The sequence below is a fragment of the Prevotella sp. DNF00663 genome, from assembly GCF_001553265.1.
Classification (GTDB): Bacteria; Bacteroidota; Bacteroidia; order Bacteroidales; family Bacteroidaceae; genus Prevotella.
On sequence record NZ_KQ960588.1, the window covers coordinates 51,030 to 68,688 of the forward strand.

The following is a 17,659-nucleotide window of genomic DNA, read 5'->3' on the forward strand; positions in this document are numbered from 1 at the left end:
AATATATGCTATCGGCGTTCCAAAAGAACAACGTTCTCTACATGTGGCGTATGTGGGAACATATCAACAGGTTGAACGGATTTTACACGATAATCTACATCCAATAAAGCTAAATCACGAGCTTGCGTTGCTGGATTACAACTCACATATACTATCCGATTTGGAGCGGTATCTAAAATAACCTTAACTACATCTTCATGCATACCGGCTCTTGGTGGATCTGTAATAATCACATCAGGTTTACCATTTTCACTCACAAAATCAGTCGTTAACAGGTTCTTCATATCTCCTGCATAAAATACAGTATTATGTATTTGATTGATATGACTATTGTTCTTAGCGTCCTCAATTGCCTCTGGAACATATTCTATACCAACCACTTTTCTCGCCTTTCTTGCAACAAAATTAGCTATAGTTCCCGTCCCCGTATACAAGTCATATACAAGTTCATTGCCTGTCAGGCCTGCAAAATTACGAGCTACCGTATACAGATGAAGGGCTTGTTCCGTATTAGTCTGATAGAAACTCTTGGGACCTACTTTAAATTTTAAGTCTTCCATCTGTTCGTAAATATAGTCTCTCCCACTATACAATGTCAAATCCAAATCACCAAAAGTATCATTACCCTTCTGATTATCAACGTATAATAAAGACGTGATTTCCGGGAAGCGTAGTTTTATATGCTCTATCAAATCCAAAGCAATAGCTTCATCCCCTTCATTATCAAAGTGGAATTGAACCAATACCATCCATTCCTGAAGATTAGAATTTCTAATCATAATATCACGCAAAAGCCCTGTCTGTGCCTTGATATCATAAAAGGAAATATGATGATCGATACTATAAGAATAAATCTCATTTCTTATAGTGTTGTGGAAATCATCCATCAATACGCATCTTTCTATAGGATAAATCTTATCAAACGCACCGTTTACATGAAAGCCTATCGCATTCATGTTATCATACACAGTACCACAAGCAATCTCTTCCCTAGTCAAATAGCGCTTATTAGAACATCCAAATTCCAATTTATTACGATATTCGAATATCTCTACGGATCCCAAAATTGGATTAAATTCAGGCAATTCAACTTTGCCAATACGTGACAACTGGTCATAAACCTGCTGTTGTTTTGCTTCCAATTGCTTTTCGTATGGTAATATCTGCCACTTACATCCTCCGCAAATGCCAAAATGAGGACATTTGGGTGAAGTTCTAACCTCACTCAATTCAACAAAACGCTCTACCCTACCTTCACAGTAATGATGTTTCTTCTTAACAATCTGTATGTCCACAACGTCACCCGGCACACAGAAAGGAACAAATACAACCATATCATCTATATGGGCAATACATTTCCCTTCTGCTGCAACAGATTCTATTTTAATCTTCTCAAACTTTGGTAAGGGTTTTGATCTTCTACTCATAATGCTTTTTTGGATAGATGCAAAGGTACAAAGAAATAGATGAATTACGCGTTAAGAGTACAATAATTCCAAAATAACTTTCAAAAAAATAGAGGTTGCCATCTTCATGACAACCTCTATATGTCTTATAGAAATTCTATTTAATTATTTCTTAAAGAAGTCTTTAACGGCCTCATTAGGAACCATACGTTCATCAAACATGTAAGCACCAGTCTTCGGGCTTCTTACCATTTTGATAACTTTAGAATATGCACGACCATCCGTAGAACCTTCATGGAGGGTAGCGACCGCTTTCTTTGCCATATTATCTTAGCTGATTAAATGTTACTTAATTTCCTTATGAAGAGTCATCTTCTTCATGATAGGATTATACTTCATCAATTCAAGACGCTCAGGGGTATTCTTGCGATTCTTGGTTGTTACATAACGGCTTGTTCCGGGAAGGCCGCTATTTTTCATTTCAGTGCATTCAAGAACTACCTGAACTCTATTGCCTTTAGCTTTCTTTGCCATGATAATTATTCTCCTATAACTTTAATGTCTTTCCAGTCGCAGTATCCTTTAGATACAGCCATTTTCAAAGCAGAGTCCAAACCTACTTTATTAATGAGGCGAAGACCTGCAGCACTGATTTTAAGACTAATCCAACAATCCTCTTCTACATAGTAGAATTTTTTGCTGAAAAGGTTAACATCAAAGCTTCTCTTTGTACGATGCTTTGAGTGAGACACATTACAACCTAACTGTGCCTTCTTTCCTGTAATCTGACAAATCTTAGACATTGCTATCTTTTAATTTTGATTTCGTTTTTTGATACTTATTCCAAACAGGGTGCAAAATTACAAATATTTCGCGAATATCCAAAGTATTCGAGTAAAGAATCTATCCATTTAAGCTTTTTTATTTAATTTAGCTTTATTATCATAGTTTCCAACTCGCTCTCTGAGCAGTTTAATCTCTCGAAAACTCTTTATCAATATGTTCTTTACAGTAATCTAAGAAAAGGTGTAATGCCTTATTAGTTGCAATCGCTAAATTGATGTCTCTACCAAAATCATCTTCCAATTTGAATGTGCGTACATCATCCTTAGCACCATAACCAATCCAAATAGTACCTACAGGGATTTCCGGTGTACCACCACTAGGCCCCGCAATACCTGTTGCTGAAATTGCATAATTGCAGTCCAAGGCCTCACATGCACCTTTAACCATTTGAATGGCAACCTCTTCACAGACAGCAGTCTTTTCTTCCAACACATTAGAATCTACATGTAGAAGATTTATTTTAACCTCGTTGGTATAACTAATAATACCACCTTTAAAATAATTGCTTGCACCGGGTACGGCAATAATAGCCTCTGCAATTCGCCCTCCGGTACAACTTTCTGCCGTACAAAGGGTTTTGCCATTATCATATAAATACTGCTGTATCTCTTTACTTAAAACTTTGCTTTCTAATTCCATGGGATAAATTCTATTTTACCTTTATTTATTTAAATGTTACTTTGGAGAAGGCAGGCTTGTCTATAGAGCAGAATTCCTTATCAAGATACTTGTAATAGCCTGTAATACCTATCATCGCAGCATTATCGGTCGTATAACTGAATTTAGGAATATAAATCGTCCAACCATATTTTTCAGCATGCTCACGGAATGCATTCCGCAATCCATTATTAGCACTTACACCACCTGCAACGGCAACATGTGTAATATGGGTTTCTTTAACTGCCATTCTCAGCTTCTTCATCAGAATATCTACAATTGTATATTCTAGACTGGCTGCAATATCTTCCTTGTGATTCTCAACGAAGTTAGGTTCTTCCTCAACCCATTTTCTCAAATTATACAAGAACGAAGTCTTTAAGCCGGAAAAGCTATAATCCATTCCCGGAATGTTAGGTTCAGCAAAACGATATGCATGAGGATTACCCTGCCTAGCCAACCTATCTATAATCGGTCCACCGGGATAACCTAATCCCATCACTTTAGAACACTTATCAATCGCCTCACCGGCAGCATCATCAATAGTCTGTCCCAATACTTCCATATCATTATAGGCATTTACTCTCACAATCTGTGAATTTCCGCCTGATACCAACAAGCACAAATATGGGTAAGGTGGCTGATTATGGTCATTCTCATCTTCACGAATAAAATGAGCCAATACATGTCCTTGCAAGTGGTTTACATCAACCAATGGAATATTCAAGGAACGAGCGAGCCCCTTGGCGAAGCTCACTCCTACCAATAATGAGCCCATCAACCCCGGTCCTCTGGTAAACGCTATCGCATTCAACTGTTCTTTTTTGATACCAGCTCTGGCTATAGCTTGTTGAATAACAGGCACTACATTCTGCAAGTGTGCCCTAGAAGCCAGTTCCGGTACTACCCCACCGTATGCCTTATGCACCTCTTGCGATGCCGTGACATTACTAAGTAGAATATCATTTCGTAGAACAGCAGCCGACGTATCATCACAACTGCTTTCTATACCTAATATATATATATCCTTATCTGTCTCCATCTTTTTACCCTTAGTAAGTTAAGATCTCAACTCCATGCTCCGTCATTACGAAAGTATGCTCCCATTGAGCTGATGGCAACTCATCTCCTGTGATAACTTCCCAACCATATTCATCCTCAGCATCTATGAAAACTTTCCACGTTCCCATGTTAATCATTGGTTCAATCGTGAAGACCATACCGGGTACTAATAGCATTCCGGTTCCTTTATGCCCATAATGTACCACATCAGGTTGCTCATGAAAGTCAAGTCCAACTCCATGACCGCAAAGATCTCTCACTACTCCATAATGATATTTCTCTGCATGTTTCTGGATAGCATGACCTATATCTCCGACAAAGCTATACGGTTTAGCTGCTTCAGCACCAATTTCCAAACATTCCTTGGCAACTCTTACCAATTGCTCTTTCTCCGGCGTTGTCTTACCTATGATAAACATTCGAGATGCATCTGCATAATAGCCATCCAAGATAGTTGTCATATCCACATTGATAATATCGCCCTCTTGCAACACATCTGTCGTCTTCGGGATACCATGACAAACCACCTCATTGATACTTGTACAAACACTTTTGGGGTAGCCCTCATAATTCAGGCATGCAGGAATGGCATTGTGCTCTTTGCAATATGCCATACATATATCATCGATTTCTTGCGTATTCATTCCTGCATGAATCTGCTTTGCAACTTCATCCAGCACACCGGTATTGACAACACCGCTCTTACGAATACCTTCTATCTGTTCAGGAGTCTTTATCAACTCACGAGTTGGCACTTCCTTTCCTTTGTTTTCCCAATACATCACTTGCTTATCCAGTTCGGTAACAGGCTCACCGGGTATGCAATGCCATCGCTTTTTCCTTTTAAGCATCATCATTTCTAAATTTAAATCAGAGACAAAGGTAATAAAAAACTATCAATACCCTTTTATTAGTCCTCGTTATTTCATCCAAAATGTGATATATTTTTAATTTTGCAACGCATCGTATTTATATCCTCAGAGGCACATGCGGCACTTTACCTAATGAAGCATTGGTAAATGCAAGGATATGCTTATCACTAGTTCCACAGCATCCTCCAACGATGTTAACCAGTCTTTTGTCCATGAAATCCACTAGTTGTGAAGTTATCGTTTCTACTGCCTCTTCAAATATTCCTTGTCTATTAGGAGTTCCCGCACTAGGACACACACTGATATAGTAAGAAGTTTTTGTTGCTAATTCGTATAAAAACGGTGTCATACTTTGGGCTCGAAAACAATTCAAGCCGACAGAAAATATATTATACGAAGCCACCCCTTGCAAAAACTCTTGTAATGATTGGCCAGCCAAAATGCGCCCAGTACCCTCATCCAACGTAACACTTAACATCAATGGGATGCACTTACCAAAATTCTTCATCTCCACTTCTGCCGCCTCAATGGCTACTTTCACATTTTCTAAGTCTGTAATCGTCTCTATGAGAAGCAAGTCTACCCCGCCCTCCAATAATGCTCCTATCTGCTCTTGATAGGCATCTTGTAATTCATTAACAGAAATATGGTTGGACAAACCATAGCAAGAACTTCTTTTATTTGTAGGCCCTATACTCCCGGCAACAAACCTTGGGCTATCAGGTGCAGAAAAACGATCCGCACATTTACGTGCGATTCTAGCACCTGCTAAAGTCATATCACGACTTTTATCAGCTATCTGATAATCACTCTGTGAGATACATTGCGAATTAAATGTGTTCGTTGTTATTATATCGGTACCCACTTTCAGATATCGACAGTGAATATCTTCTATAATATCCGGACGCACTAAATTCAACACATCATAGTTACCTAACAACGAACACGACGTATCTGGCAATTCATGGTTTCTAAAATTACCCTCTTTGAGATTGTAGCTTTGAATCATGGTGCCCATAGCCCCATCCATTATTAAGACTCGTTGCTTTACAATCTCATGTATATCCATTTTAGAAACGTTTGATGGCTCTATCCATTTCTCGTCGGTCTTCCTTCTCTTTCAAAGTCTGCCGCTTGTCAAACTCCTTCTTTCCTTTAGCCAAAGCTATATTGACTTTCGCTCTGCCATGTTCATCTATGAACATCAAAGTAGGTACAATGGTATATCCCACTTGTTTTGTAGCCTCGGTCAATCTATATATTTCTCTTTTGTTGAGCAACAGCTTACGGTCGCGCTTGGCCTCATGGTTGCTATACGAGCCATAGAAATAAGTGCTTATATTCATTCCTTTGACCCACATTTCTCCATTATGAATATAGCAGAAAGCATCAACAAGCGATGCCTTGCCCAATCGTATTGACTTGATTTCTGTTCCTGTCAGTACGATTCCTGCCGTATAGGTCTCCATGAAAAAATATTCAAAGGAAGCCTTCTTATTTCGTATTTGTATGGAATTCTTTTTCTTAGAATCCTTATTATCGTTCCCCATTCTTTCGAATTATTCTTGTACTATCGTGGCAAAATTATCTATATGGTCATCTATATAAGCTGCTACCATGGCCGTAAATTGCTCTTCGTTTTCCACGAAAGCATCATCGAACTGGTCAAACTCATCAAATTGCTCAAACAAAGCCATAAATTCATCGTCTGTACAATCGGCTTCTAACTTCTCATGATACTTCTGATACAGTTTATGACTCTTATTTAAGATCCTATATAGGTCTACAATTCCCCATTCGCGAAATGCTTTAGCAGTCGGATTATGATACATGAAATTTCCATATCCATTATGAATCAATTGCACAAAACCGCCATCCATCACTTCCTCGTGTAAATAATGGTAAGCAAGCAATGTGATTTGATCGCTATTCAGCTCCCCAGTATTCTCTGCAGTTAACTCTCCTCCAATAACTTCACTGATCGCATTGACAAAAACAGATACAAATGTATCCATGCCGTTCTCGGCAGCTTCACGCAGCTTACTATCTTGTATTGTGACCTTTTTCATTCTTTATTATATGATTGATTTGCAAAGTTAAATAAAACTTCCGGTTTAGCATCCGCAATAACCATAGAATTTCATCACTGCTTGTTGGCAATAGCAGCTAGATTCCCATAAGCAAATGTTATTGCAAAGAATAGTGATTGACACTATAAAACATGTACGATTCTTTATTTCTATCAATATTGTTTATTTTACAAAGATACGATATATTGCAGGAAAAAGACATCTATTACGGTCAATTTGTCATATAAGCCAATTGCTGCAAGGGCGGAACAACACTACTGAAAAGGCTTGGCAGGCTTGCTGAAAGGTGGTGGCAGCGATGCTGCGGAGCCTTTGCAATAAATCATTATCATCATTTTGGCATAACATTTGTAATAAAAATAAAGACAGGAAGAGTGCACTATGTACAAAAGAATCCTGTCCATAAAGATTTCACTATATAGACTTTAAGGTAAAAGGAGACAATTATATGACTAGTCAGTTTACACCAAGGGTATCAGAAATACTGGCATTCAGCCGCGAGGAAGCTTCTCGTTTGGCCAGTAGGTCAGTAGGACCTGAACACCTATTGCTAGGCATGTTGCGCGAAAAAGATAGTCCACTCATCAATATATTCCAACGCTTGCAAATCAACATTCAGTCTATCAAGATTGAATTAGAGCAAAGGGTACGTGAAGAAGAGGTTGGAACGCCTATTATTACAAGCGAGTTGGTATTGAACGAGAAAGCCAGTAACATTCTTAAACTTGCTGTTTTAGAGGCACGTCTGCAACATACGCAAAATGTAGATGTACAGCATCTGCTGTTAGCAATTCTGCACGACCAAGTAAACAACGGTGCCAAAGAAGTATTGGAATTCTACAATATGAACTATGCCGAAACCTTGGAACTTCTTCAAACACAAAAGACCGGTACACCAAATGTAAGAAATGGAATCGGCCTTTCGGAGGATGAGGAAGAAGATGAAAGCGAGCGTACTTTATCATCTCATCATAAGCAGAATACCTCTACCATACAGCAAAAGGCTTCGGGCGCAAAGACTCCCGTCTTGGATAATTTTTCCACCGACCTCACCCTAGCTGCAGCCGAAGGAAAGTTAGATCCGGTAGTCGGTAGAGAGACAGAAATTCAACGTGTCACAGAGATATTGTGCCGTCGTAAGAAGAACAATCCTATTCTTATCGGAGAACCCGGTGTGGGTAAGAGTGCTATCGTTGAGGGGCTAGCCCAACTCATCACGAACCGTCGCACAAGTCCGATGCTGTTTAATCGTCGTGTTGTCAGTCTTGATATGACAGCCATCGTAGCAGGCACGAAGTACAGAGGACAATTTGAAGAGCGCATACGTGCGCTGCTCAAAGAATTGGAGCAGAATCCCGACATCATCGTGTTTATTGACGAAATACACACACTCATTGGCGCAGGAAGTACTCCGGGAAGTATGGATGCCGCCAATATCATGAAACCGGCATTGGCTCGTGGTGTCATCCAATGTATCGGTGCGACTACTCTTGACGAGTATCGTAACAGCATAGAGAAGGACGGTGCGCTCGAAAGACGTTTCCAAAAAATACTTGTAGAGCCTACAAACGAAGAACAAACACTGCAGATTCTACAAAATATCAAGGATCGTTACGAACAGCATCATCAAGTAAACTATACAGAAGATGCGCTACAAGCGTGTGTCAAATTGACAGAACGATATATTACTGACAGATTTTTCCCAGACAAAGCCATTGATGCTCTCGACGAAGCAGGGGCTCGTATCCATCTGCAACATGCTGTAGTGCCACCTGAGATTACTGCCAAAGAAAAGGAAATTGCACTTATCAAGCAAAAGAAACAGAATGCAGTCAAGAATCAAAATTTCGAACTTGCTGCCAGCTATCGCGACAAACAGACCGAATTAGAGGCAGAGCTAGACAAACTAAATAACCAATGGGCTAGCGGAGAAAATGCCGATAGACAAACCGTTACGGAAACAGAGATTGCCGGAGTGGTGTCATTGATGACCGGCATCCCCGTTCAGAAGATGGCAGAAGCAGAAGGTATCAGGCTCAAGAATATGGGCGAAGAACTCAGAACAGCTGTCGTAGCTCAAGATTCTGCCATCAATAAGATGGTGAAAGCTATTCAACGAAACCGTGTGGGACTCAAAGAACCCAATCATCCGATTGGTGTTTTCATGTTCTTAGGTCCTACCGGAGTTGGCAAAACCTATCTAGCCAAGAAGTTAGCTGAATATATGTTCGGTTCTACCGATGCCCTTATCCGCATTGACATGAGCGAATACACTGAGAGTTTCAACGTTTCCAGACTCGTCGGTGCACCTCCGGGATATGTTGGCTATGAAGAAGGCGGCCAACTGACAGAGCAAGTTCGGCGTCATCCCTACTCCATCGTATTGCTTGACGAGATAGAGAAAGCACACGGCAATGTCTTCAATCTACTGCTTCAGGTACTAGACGAAGGACGATTGACCGATGGAAACGGTCGATTGGTAGATTTCCGTAATACGGTCATCATCATGACATCAAATGCCGGAACAAGGCAACTGAAAGAGTTTGGACGGGGTGTAGGTTTCAATGCCATGGGCACCAACAACCTGAGTGTTGACGAAAAGGATAAAGAGTATGCACGCTCTATCATCCAAAAGAGCTTAAGCAAGCAATTTGCCCCGGAATTCTTGAATCGTCTAGATGAGATTATCACCTTCGACCAGCTGGATCTTGATGCCATCAAAAAGATTATCAATATTGAGTTGAAAGGCTTGTATAGCAGAATAGAAGCTCTTGGCTATCATTTACAAATCACTGATAAAGCCAAAGAATTTGTTGCTACAAAAGGTTACGATGTACAGTTTGGAGCCCGCCCACTAAAAAGAGCTATACAAAACTACATTGAAGATGGTGTGTGCGAACGCATACTGAGCGGAGAACTACAACATGGTGATACGATAAGCGTAGGTAAAAATCCGAATAAAGAGGAACTTACATTTAAATAATACAAAATAAAAAACGAGGATATAGTAAACCGCTATATCCTCGTTTTTGCTTTTAGTTACACCAATAAAAAGGTTACCTGCATTACAAGACTTTATATCTGGATTACAAGACTTTATATCTGGCAAACTTCAATAGCAGTAGTTTCGTGCCAGTATTGGCAAATTCAACTGTAGCCTTGGTATTTTCACCTTCTCCTTCAATTTTTTGGACGACACCGACACCAAATCTCTGATGCTCGATTCGGCTTCCGACTTGCAAATTATGCGCCATAGGCTGAGTGTGTTCTACAGGCTGTTGCACCGTACGAACAGGACGAAACGAAGGAGTATAAGCCGAGCGTGGCTTCTCTATTGGTTCGATTTGTCTTTGAGGAACCACCCGACGAGGTGCTTCAGAAATACGTCCCATTCCCTCATCTATAACGATGAAACGGGGATCTATGTCACGCAAGAATCTGCTAGGAACATCTGTCTCCAACTTACCGTAACGCCATCGATTCTTGGCACATGTGAGAATGCAACGCTTCTCGGCACGAGTGATAGCAACATATAGTAATCGACGCTCTTCCTCCAGTTCTCTCAGACTGTTTGTAGACATCGGACTTGGAAAGATGTTTTCTTCTAATCCAACGATAAACACCGTAGGAAATTCCAATCCTTTAGCCGCATGCACCGTCATCAAGTTAACCTTACTTCCATCTTCAGTTTCTTTATCCTGATAGAGAGCCACCGTCTGTAAGAAGTCAGGCAGATATACTCGTTCCTCAAGCCCCTCTTCACGATTGCCTTCAACAAACTCCTGAAGTCCATTGAAGAATTCTGTTAGGTTCTCTTGTTTAGATAAATTTTCAGTATCTTTACTAGCATAAATATCTGCACTGATACCACTTTCCTTGACGATTTCCTCACCAAGCATCATTGCATCAACTGTATTTAATTTGGAAGTAAAACGTTCTATCATCTGTGAAAAGGCTTCCAACTTGGTAAATACAGACCGACTCAATTCCAAACCACACGCATTTGGTTGGGTAATAGCCGTCCACAAGCTCACTCCTGATTGCTGCGAAGCTGCGATAACTTTCTGTAATGTAATGTTACCAATGCCCCTTGTTGGGTAGTTGATAATACGTTTAAAAGCCTCTTCATCATCATGATTGACTATCAACCGGAAATAAGCAATAATATCTTTAATTTCCTTCCGCTGATAGAAACTCATGCCTCCATAGATACGATAAGGTATATTGTATTTCAACAGTTCCTCTTCAAAACTTCGACTTTGTGAATTGGTACGATAAAGTATAGCAAAATCACTATACGCACATCTATCTTGCCGACGAATACGCATAATATCTTTACAGACTACAGCAGCCTCTTCCTTGTCGCTATATAGAGGTTTTAACAACAATTTCTCACCCGTATCATTTTCGCTAAATACATCTTTAGGAATTTGACGTTCATTGTGTTTAATCAAGCTATTGGCCGCTTGGACTATTCGTTGAGTAGATCTATAATTCTGTTCCAATTTGAAGAGTTTAGAATCAGGGTATATCTTATTGTATTCTAAGATGTTATCGATATTGGCTCCACGAAATCCATAAATGCTCTGCGCATCGTCTCCGACAACACAAACTCGCCTATTAGCTTGGGTCAACTGGAAGACAATACACTGTTGAACATAGTTGGTATCTTGATACTCATCGACTAAGACATACTGAAAACGGGTCGCGTATTTGGTACAGATATCGGGATGTTCAGCGAATAACCGATAGGTGATGACCAATAAATCGTCAAAATCCATGGCATTAGCCTGCAAACATCGCTGCTCGTAGATACTGAATATTCGACTAATTTCAGGCATACGTGCATCGCGGTCGCGCTCTATTAAAGTGCGATTTGCTGCATACTGTTGTGCCAATATCAGTTTATTCTTCGCCATGCTGATTCTAGCATGCACCGAACCCGGCTTATAGATTTTATCATCCAATCCTAATTCCTTGATAATCGCTTTGAGTAAAGAACGCGAGTCGGTTTCATCATAGATTGTAAAATTGGAATGATAGCCTATAATATCAGATTCTATGCGCAGAATACGGGAAAATACGCTGTGAAAAGTACCCATATTGAGCCGCGAAGCCTGCTCTCTACCCACGATTTTAGCAATACGCTCCTTCATCTCATCGGCCGCCCTATTGGTAAACGTGAGTGCCAAAATACTCCAAGGCTGGTAGCCTTGGCTAAGTAAGTATGCTATTTTATATGTCAGCACGCGTGTCTTACCAGAGCCGGCACCGGCAATGACAAGTTCTGGACCATCACAATATTCTACAGCATCACGCTGAGAAGGGTTTAATGCCGTTAAAAATTCATTTTCTATCATCATATTATCGAGAATACACACCACCGACTACAGTGCGTGGATTATAATCTTTACCCTCGGAAGGGAATGCCGGAATGAAACGCATGTTGTTCTCTATCTGTCGCTGACGCTTCCTCATATATTCACTAGGAGACTTACTGCTGAACTTACGGGGATTGGGTAATGTGGCAGCAATCAATGCACACTCGCCACGACTAAGGCCTATAGCAGTCTTTCCAAAATGATATTCCGCTACCGCATCGGCTCCATAGATACCATTGCCCATCTCTATAGAGTTCAAATAAACCTCCATAATTCTCTGTTTACTCCACATTAACTCAATGAGAGCGGTGAAATAAACTTCAAATCCTTTGCGAACCCAAGAGCGACCGGGCCATAGAAATACATTTTTAGCGGTTTGCTGACTGATTGTGCTAGCTCCCAACTTCCGCTTACCACCTTGTAGATTACGCCTTGCAGCCTTTTCTATAGCATCGTAATCAAAGCCATGGTGCAGCAAGAATCGCTGATCTTCACTAGCCATTACGGCAACAGGAAGATGCGGAGAAATCTTATCTAATGAAACCCAATGGTGGTGTAACTCTATGGAATCGCCATTCCCAACTTGTTGGAAACAGCGAATGAACATGAGAGGGGTAAAATATATTGGCAAGAAACGATAGACGACAACTGCCAATATTGTTGAAGCAAGAAAGGCTGCGATGCCCCAACGGATGACTTTCCAAATCAGACTCATTACAAATATTTATTCAAAAACAAATAATCGATTGCTATTGACAATACGAAAAAGGTTACCACAAACCGAAATATGTGGCAACCTTTCCTTTTTATGTTATAGTATGTTTACTCTTATCAACTCTATATTAATGTGACAAGGTTCCGTTATTTGCAGACTGAACCATAGCTTGAGAAGCATACATATATACCTCTACACGACGATTTTGTTGACGTCCGCTTGCTGTTGAGTTATCTGCCACAGGTTCAGAACTACCCTTACCTGTTACATTCTGGAACTGATTAGCAGCTACACCACAACTCTTCAGGTAAGAGACAACACTGCTAGCACGATTATTACTCAATGGAATATTAATACCATCACTACCAGTAGAGTCGGTATGACCATAGATATCTACATAACAATCAGTATTGTTTTTCAGTACGGTAGAGAACTTTGCCAATTCATTTTTGGAAGTTTGATTCAGAGTTGCTTTGCCTGTTGCAAACAAGATACCGCTATCAAATGTAATCTTAACAGCCTTTAAGCCATTAGCATCGGTCACTTCTTCCACCTTAGCATTCTCTACTTGGGCTCTAGCTTCTTCTGCAACCTTATCCATGTGACGGCCAATGATTGCACCGGCACCTGAACCTACAGCACCGCCAATAGCTGCACCAACAGCTGTATTTCCTGCAATTTTACCAATGATAGCACCTAATACCGTACCACCACCGGCTCCAATCAGAGCTCCTGTACCTTGCTTAGTTGCACAACCAAATACTGTTAAAAGACACAAACTAAGTGTCATAACTTTCATTTTTCTCATAATCTCTTATCTTGTAAGTTATTTATATCATTATATTTCACAATGCAAAGATAGTAGTTTTTCGCTCAACCTCATGCGATAACCAACTTTTTTTCGTACTTTTGCGCTACAAATATAATTAGATATTTACATTAGAAAATAAGGGAAACACCTATTCGATAGTATAGTTTTCCCTAAAACATAATAAAACAAATAAACGATGGCGACAGAACTAAAAGATTTAACCAAACGCGCTGACAATTATAGTCAATGGTATAATGATTTGGTAATCAAGGCAGATTTGGCTGAACAAGCTCCAGTACGCGGTTGTATGATTATTAAACCATACGGATTTGCAATCTGGGAAAAAATGAAAGAGCAACTGGATAAGATGTTCAAAGAAACTGGTGCACAGAATGCTTATTTCCCACTTCTTATTCCTAAATCATTCCTATCGAAAGAAGCAGAACATGTAAAAGGTTTCGCTAAGGAGTGTGCGGTCGTCACCCATTATCGTCTAAAATCAAGCGAAGATGGTAGTAGCGTTGAAGTTGACCCTTCAGCTAGGTTGGACGAGGAGTTAATCATTCGTCCAACATCAGAGACTATCATTTGGAATACATATAGAAATTGGATTCACTCTTATCGCGATCTGCCTTTGATGTGTAATCAATGGTGCAACGTGATGCGCTGGGAAATGAGAACTCGTCCATTCCTCCGTACGAGTGAGTTCCTTTGGCAGGAAGGTCATACAGCCCACGCGACAAGAGAAGAAGCTGAAGAAGAAGCAAAGAAGATGCTCCATGTATATGCTGATTTTGCTGAGAATTGGATGGCTGTCCCTGTAATTCAGGGTGTAAAGAGCGAAACTGAAAGATTTGCGGGAGCACTAGATACCTACACTATCGAAGCAATGATGCAGGATGGTAAAGCTCTTCAAAGCGGAACAAGCCATTTCCTTGGGCAGAATTTCGCAAAAAGTTTTGATGTTACATTCTTAAATAAAGAAAACAAGCCGGAATATGTATGGGCCACTTCGTGGGGAGTTTCAACTCGTTTGATGGGTGCCCTCATCATGGTCCACTCTGATGACAATGGACTTGTGCTACCTCCAAAGCTTGCGCCGATTCAAGTTGTCATCATTCCTATTTCTAGAAATCAGGAACAATTGGCTGCCATTACAGAGAAATTAAATCCTGTTATCAGCCAACTTAAAGCATTAGGTGTTACCGTTAAGTTTGATGATGCAGACAACAAACGTCCCGGATTCAAATTTGCTGACTACGAACTAAAGGGTGTTCCGGTAAGACTTGTGATGGGTGGACGAGATCTAGAGAATAATACCATCGAAATCATGAGAAGAGATACACTTGACAAAGAGAATGTTTCTTTTGATGGTATCGTTGAACGTGTAACAAAATTGCTCGAAGATATTCAGTCAAACCTCTTGGAGAAAGCAAAGACTTATCGTGATAGTAGAATCACAGAGTGCGATGACTACGAGGTCTTCAAGGAAAAAGTTAAAGATGGTGGATTCTTCTTGTGCCACTGGGATGGAACAGAAGAGACTGAGGCTAAGATTAAAGAAGAGACACAAGCTACCATTCGATGCGTTCCATTTGCATTTGAACAAACGCCCGGAACAGACATGGTAAGTGGTAAACCGGCAAAATATCGAGTGATCATCGCAAGAAGTTACTAAACAAATAAAGGGATGTCAATTGACATCCCTTTATTTGTTTTATAAGATAATATCTTTATTTATCTTTGTAACTCTGCCATTCCAAATAGCCACCTCTTAGATTGACCACCTTAAAACCTTCTTTAGAAAGAAGATCTGCAGACATCATACTGCGCCTACCACTTCTGCAATAAACATAACTCGTTTTACTTTTATCTAATTGTTTTTTTGCTTTTTCGATAAAATCAGACTGAGTAACATCTATATTCAGAGCTTTTTCAATATGTCCTTCGGCAAATTCTTCTGATGTTCTAACGTCTATTATTTGAGCATTCACATCTGATAGAGCCTTCTCGAAACTAACTGCATCCACCGTTACAATGGCATTTGCAGGGATATTCTTCTGTACGCAGGCGGCCCCTGTCAATCCCAAGAGAGCCGTCAACATCTTTATCAATTTACACTTCATATATTTTTTCTATTTGATGATGCAAATATAAGAAATTAATATGATACTACAGCAGAAACAAGCAAAGTTACTTTCGCTCGTCATCATTCCTATAGCGATAGTGGAACTATCAATTTTATTCCAAAATTACGCCCCATATTAAATACTCCGCGTCTCCCAGTTACATTGTTGATAGCTACATATTTTAGGCGATTTAGATGATTCTGATAAGCGCGGTCAAACACATTGTTCAGTGTTAAGATTAAAGTGGCAACCTTTTTCCCTTTCACTTTAAAATCTGTACCAGCCGATAAGTTCAGTAAAGTATACGAAGGTATTGCCGTCTCTGTCTCATCTGCCGCATAAAATGATTTTGTCGGAGATTACACTCCATAGATACTGCTGCATAAGTATTATCCCAAACCTTTCCATCATTGATAAAAGTATAGTTCAATTCAGATGTCCATCGAGGTGCAGGAGTATAGGGTAAATACTTAGAATCCTTGGGTTGATGGGCTTGAACAGCATTAACATAGGAGAATGTATTCTCGAAATGCAACTTCCGAACAGGGTGGAAATCAATGCTAAACTCTCCGCCAAGAAGCCTTGCATTGCCTTGGGTGTACTGGTAAGTATCGTATCCTTCTGTCTTAACTCCATTTAATTTATGATTAAAAATAAAGCTGTCTATGAAGTTTGCAAACAAACTTAACTGGGTAGAAAGAAGCTTTGAGGTATAATCAAGGCCTAAATCAATTTGCCAACTATACTCAGGATCCAATTCTTTGTTTCCAATCACGTACTGAATAGTTCCTTCATGAACACCATTAGAAGCCAGTCCACCCACTGTAGGAGTACGGAAACCACGCGCTAAATTTAATTTAATAGCAACATCACTTACCGAATAAGTAGCTCCTACACTTCCGGTTAAACTAGAGAAATTACGCGATATTTTCTCAAAAACATCACCAAGTTTAAAGCTATGCAGATTTCGATTATCATATCGTAGACCTGCGCTGATATTCCAATTATCTATCTTTAGTCCTACCGTAGCAAAGGCTCCAATATCAAAAAGAGTATAAGCTGGTATCAAAAAATCATCACCTTTATTCAACGAACGCTGATACATACCATTCGTACCAAAGTTCCATCGCTAGCCACCGAGTTGTGGTACCTCGTAATGTACATCATAGTTGATGGTATGAAGCATGAAATCCAATCCCGTAGTAGTTGGAGATTCCTCGAAATCCTGCCTTCTATTGTGCGGTATCCCACAATGGATTTCAGAGAACCAGAGCCAAGATACACCGTATTATCAATGACTGCTTTTAGGGTTTTACGTGTTGGAATGGCGTCTCATCCTCAAATTCTCCGGTAGTCTCATCACGCTCACCTTCTACAATGCCCGGTTTAAGATAATAATAATCTATATTTAAATGTGAATATCCCCAACTACGATTAATTCCGAGCATGGTATTTATCCCCTTTTCCGTATATTGCGAATTCTTCACCTTACCATCATACTTATTTTGATATTCGCCTGCATACTTGTCTGAGAATCGGAAATTCCAAACAAAATCATTTTGATTACCAGCAAAATCAAGCGAATAATCACGCAAAGAATTATTGGATTGGTATTCACCGGACACATTAGCTCTCATTTCTCCCTTTGCCAATGCAGGAGCATCATGAAATATTAACACTCCGGCCATCG

18 protein-coding genes are annotated in these 17,659 nt (G+C 40.0%); 2 read left to right on the forward strand and 16 right to left on the reverse strand.

The annotated features are described in order from the left end of the window. Positions 1–8 precede the first annotated feature (8 nt). From rlmD to HMPREF3034_RS00690, 10 genes are all read right to left on the reverse strand, one after another. Complete coding sequence (gene rlmD, locus HMPREF3034_RS00650; protein ID WP_062432412.1) at positions 9–1,427, reverse strand: 23S rRNA (uracil(1939)-C(5))-methyltransferase RlmD; 1,419 nt, start codon at positions 1,425–1,427, stop codon at positions 9–11. Between the two features lie 144 nt (positions 1,428–1,571). Next, on the reverse strand, positions 1,572–1,730 hold the full coding sequence (locus HMPREF3034_RS12170; RefSeq protein WP_082721645.1) for a DUF4295 domain-containing protein: 159 nt from the start codon (positions 1,728–1,730) through the stop codon (positions 1,572–1,574). A gap of 21 nt (positions 1,731–1,751) precedes the next feature. Beyond that, positions 1,752–1,940 carry a 50S ribosomal protein L33 gene (gene rpmG / locus HMPREF3034_RS00655; protein ID WP_036897549.1) on the reverse strand — a complete coding sequence of 63 codons (189 nt, stop codon included), beginning with the start codon at positions 1,938–1,940 and terminating at the stop codon, positions 1,752–1,754. A 5-nt stretch (positions 1,941–1,945) separates the two neighbouring features. Then, a complete protein-coding gene (rpmB, locus tag HMPREF3034_RS00660) occupies positions 1,946–2,209 on the reverse strand; it encodes a 50S ribosomal protein L28 (RefSeq protein ID WP_036897551.1) in 264 nt (87 codons plus the stop codon). Between the two features lie 169 nt (positions 2,210–2,378). Continuing rightward, positions 2,379–2,891 carry a CinA family protein gene (locus HMPREF3034_RS00665; RefSeq protein ID WP_036897554.1) on the reverse strand — a complete coding sequence of 171 codons (513 nt, stop codon included), beginning with the start codon at positions 2,889–2,891 and terminating at the stop codon, positions 2,379–2,381. A 25-nt stretch (positions 2,892–2,916) separates the two neighbouring features. Then, positions 2,917–3,951 (reverse strand): tRNA (adenosine(37)-N6)-threonylcarbamoyltransferase complex transferase subunit TsaD, encoded by a 1,035-nt coding sequence (tsaD, locus tag HMPREF3034_RS00670; protein WP_036897557.1) that lies wholly within the window; start codon positions 3,949–3,951, stop codon positions 2,917–2,919. Between the two features lie 10 nt (positions 3,952–3,961). After that, positions 3,962–4,825, reverse strand: coding sequence for a type I methionyl aminopeptidase (gene map, locus HMPREF3034_RS00675; RefSeq protein ID WP_036897653.1), 864 nt, complete (start codon positions 4,823–4,825; stop codon positions 3,962–3,964). A gap of 115 nt (positions 4,826–4,940) precedes the next feature. Next, complete coding sequence (locus tag HMPREF3034_RS00680; RefSeq protein ID WP_052052857.1) at positions 4,941–5,912, reverse strand: homocysteine S-methyltransferase family protein; 972 nt, start codon at positions 5,910–5,912, stop codon at positions 4,941–4,943. A gap of 1 nt (position 5,913) precedes the next feature. Continuing rightward, positions 5,914–6,393, reverse strand: a complete 480-nt coding sequence (gene smpB / locus HMPREF3034_RS00685; RefSeq protein ID WP_036897560.1) for an SsrA-binding protein SmpB — start codon at positions 6,391–6,393, stop codon at positions 5,914–5,916. Between the two features lie 9 nt (positions 6,394–6,402). Beyond that, positions 6,403–6,912 (reverse strand): DMP19 family protein, encoded by a 510-nt coding sequence (locus HMPREF3034_RS00690; protein WP_062432415.1) that lies wholly within the window; start codon positions 6,910–6,912, stop codon positions 6,403–6,405. Positions 6,913–7,381: 469 nt separating this feature from the next. Between HMPREF3034_RS00690 and HMPREF3034_RS00695 the strand changes: the two genes are divergently transcribed. Next, positions 7,382–9,916 (forward strand): ATP-dependent Clp protease ATP-binding subunit, encoded by a 2,535-nt coding sequence (locus HMPREF3034_RS00695; RefSeq protein WP_036897566.1) that lies wholly within the window; start codon positions 7,382–7,384, stop codon positions 9,914–9,916. A 103-nt stretch (positions 9,917–10,019) separates the two neighbouring features. On the opposite strand, the gene HMPREF3034_RS00700 is transcribed toward HMPREF3034_RS00695, so the two are convergent. The 3 genes from HMPREF3034_RS00700 to HMPREF3034_RS00710 all read right to left on the reverse strand — a co-directional run bounded on the left by HMPREF3034_RS00700 (position 10,020) and on the right by HMPREF3034_RS00710 (position 13,837). After that, positions 10,020–12,293, reverse strand: a complete 2,274-nt coding sequence (locus tag HMPREF3034_RS00700; protein WP_036897659.1) for an ATP-dependent helicase — start codon at positions 12,291–12,293, stop codon at positions 10,020–10,022. A gap of 4 nt (positions 12,294–12,297) precedes the next feature. Next, positions 12,298–13,029 (reverse strand): monofunctional biosynthetic peptidoglycan transglycosylase, encoded by a 732-nt coding sequence (mtgA, locus tag HMPREF3034_RS00705; protein WP_036897569.1) that lies wholly within the window; start codon positions 13,027–13,029, stop codon positions 12,298–12,300. A 127-nt stretch (positions 13,030–13,156) separates the two neighbouring features. Then, complete coding sequence (locus tag HMPREF3034_RS00710; RefSeq protein ID WP_036897572.1) at positions 13,157–13,837, reverse strand: YiaD family glycine zipper/OmpA-like lipoprotein; 681 nt, start codon at positions 13,835–13,837, stop codon at positions 13,157–13,159. Positions 13,838–14,036: 199 nt separating this feature from the next. Between HMPREF3034_RS00710 and proS the strand changes: the two genes are divergently transcribed. Further along, on the forward strand, positions 14,037–15,518 hold the full coding sequence (gene proS, locus HMPREF3034_RS00715; protein ID WP_036897574.1) for a proline--tRNA ligase: 1,482 nt from the start codon (positions 14,037–14,039) through the stop codon (positions 15,516–15,518). Between the two features lie 55 nt (positions 15,519–15,573). On the opposite strand, the gene HMPREF3034_RS00720 is transcribed toward proS, so the two are convergent. The 3 genes from HMPREF3034_RS00720 to HMPREF3034_RS13095 form a co-directional block, all read right to left on the reverse strand. Continuing rightward, positions 15,574–15,966, reverse strand: coding sequence for a rhodanese-like domain-containing protein (locus tag HMPREF3034_RS00720; protein WP_062432417.1), 393 nt, complete (start codon positions 15,964–15,966; stop codon positions 15,574–15,576). 295 nt (positions 15,967–16,261) lie between these two features. Continuing rightward, on the reverse strand, positions 16,262–17,074 hold the full coding sequence (locus HMPREF3034_RS13090; protein WP_369796351.1) for a TonB-dependent receptor domain-containing protein: 813 nt from the start codon (positions 17,072–17,074) through the stop codon (positions 16,262–16,264). A 199-nt stretch (positions 17,075–17,273) separates the two neighbouring features. Next, positions 17,274–17,657 carry a hypothetical protein gene (locus HMPREF3034_RS13095; protein ID WP_369796352.1) on the reverse strand — a complete coding sequence of 128 codons (384 nt, stop codon included), beginning with the start codon at positions 17,655–17,657 and terminating at the stop codon, positions 17,274–17,276. Positions 17,658–17,659 lie beyond the last annotated feature (2 nt).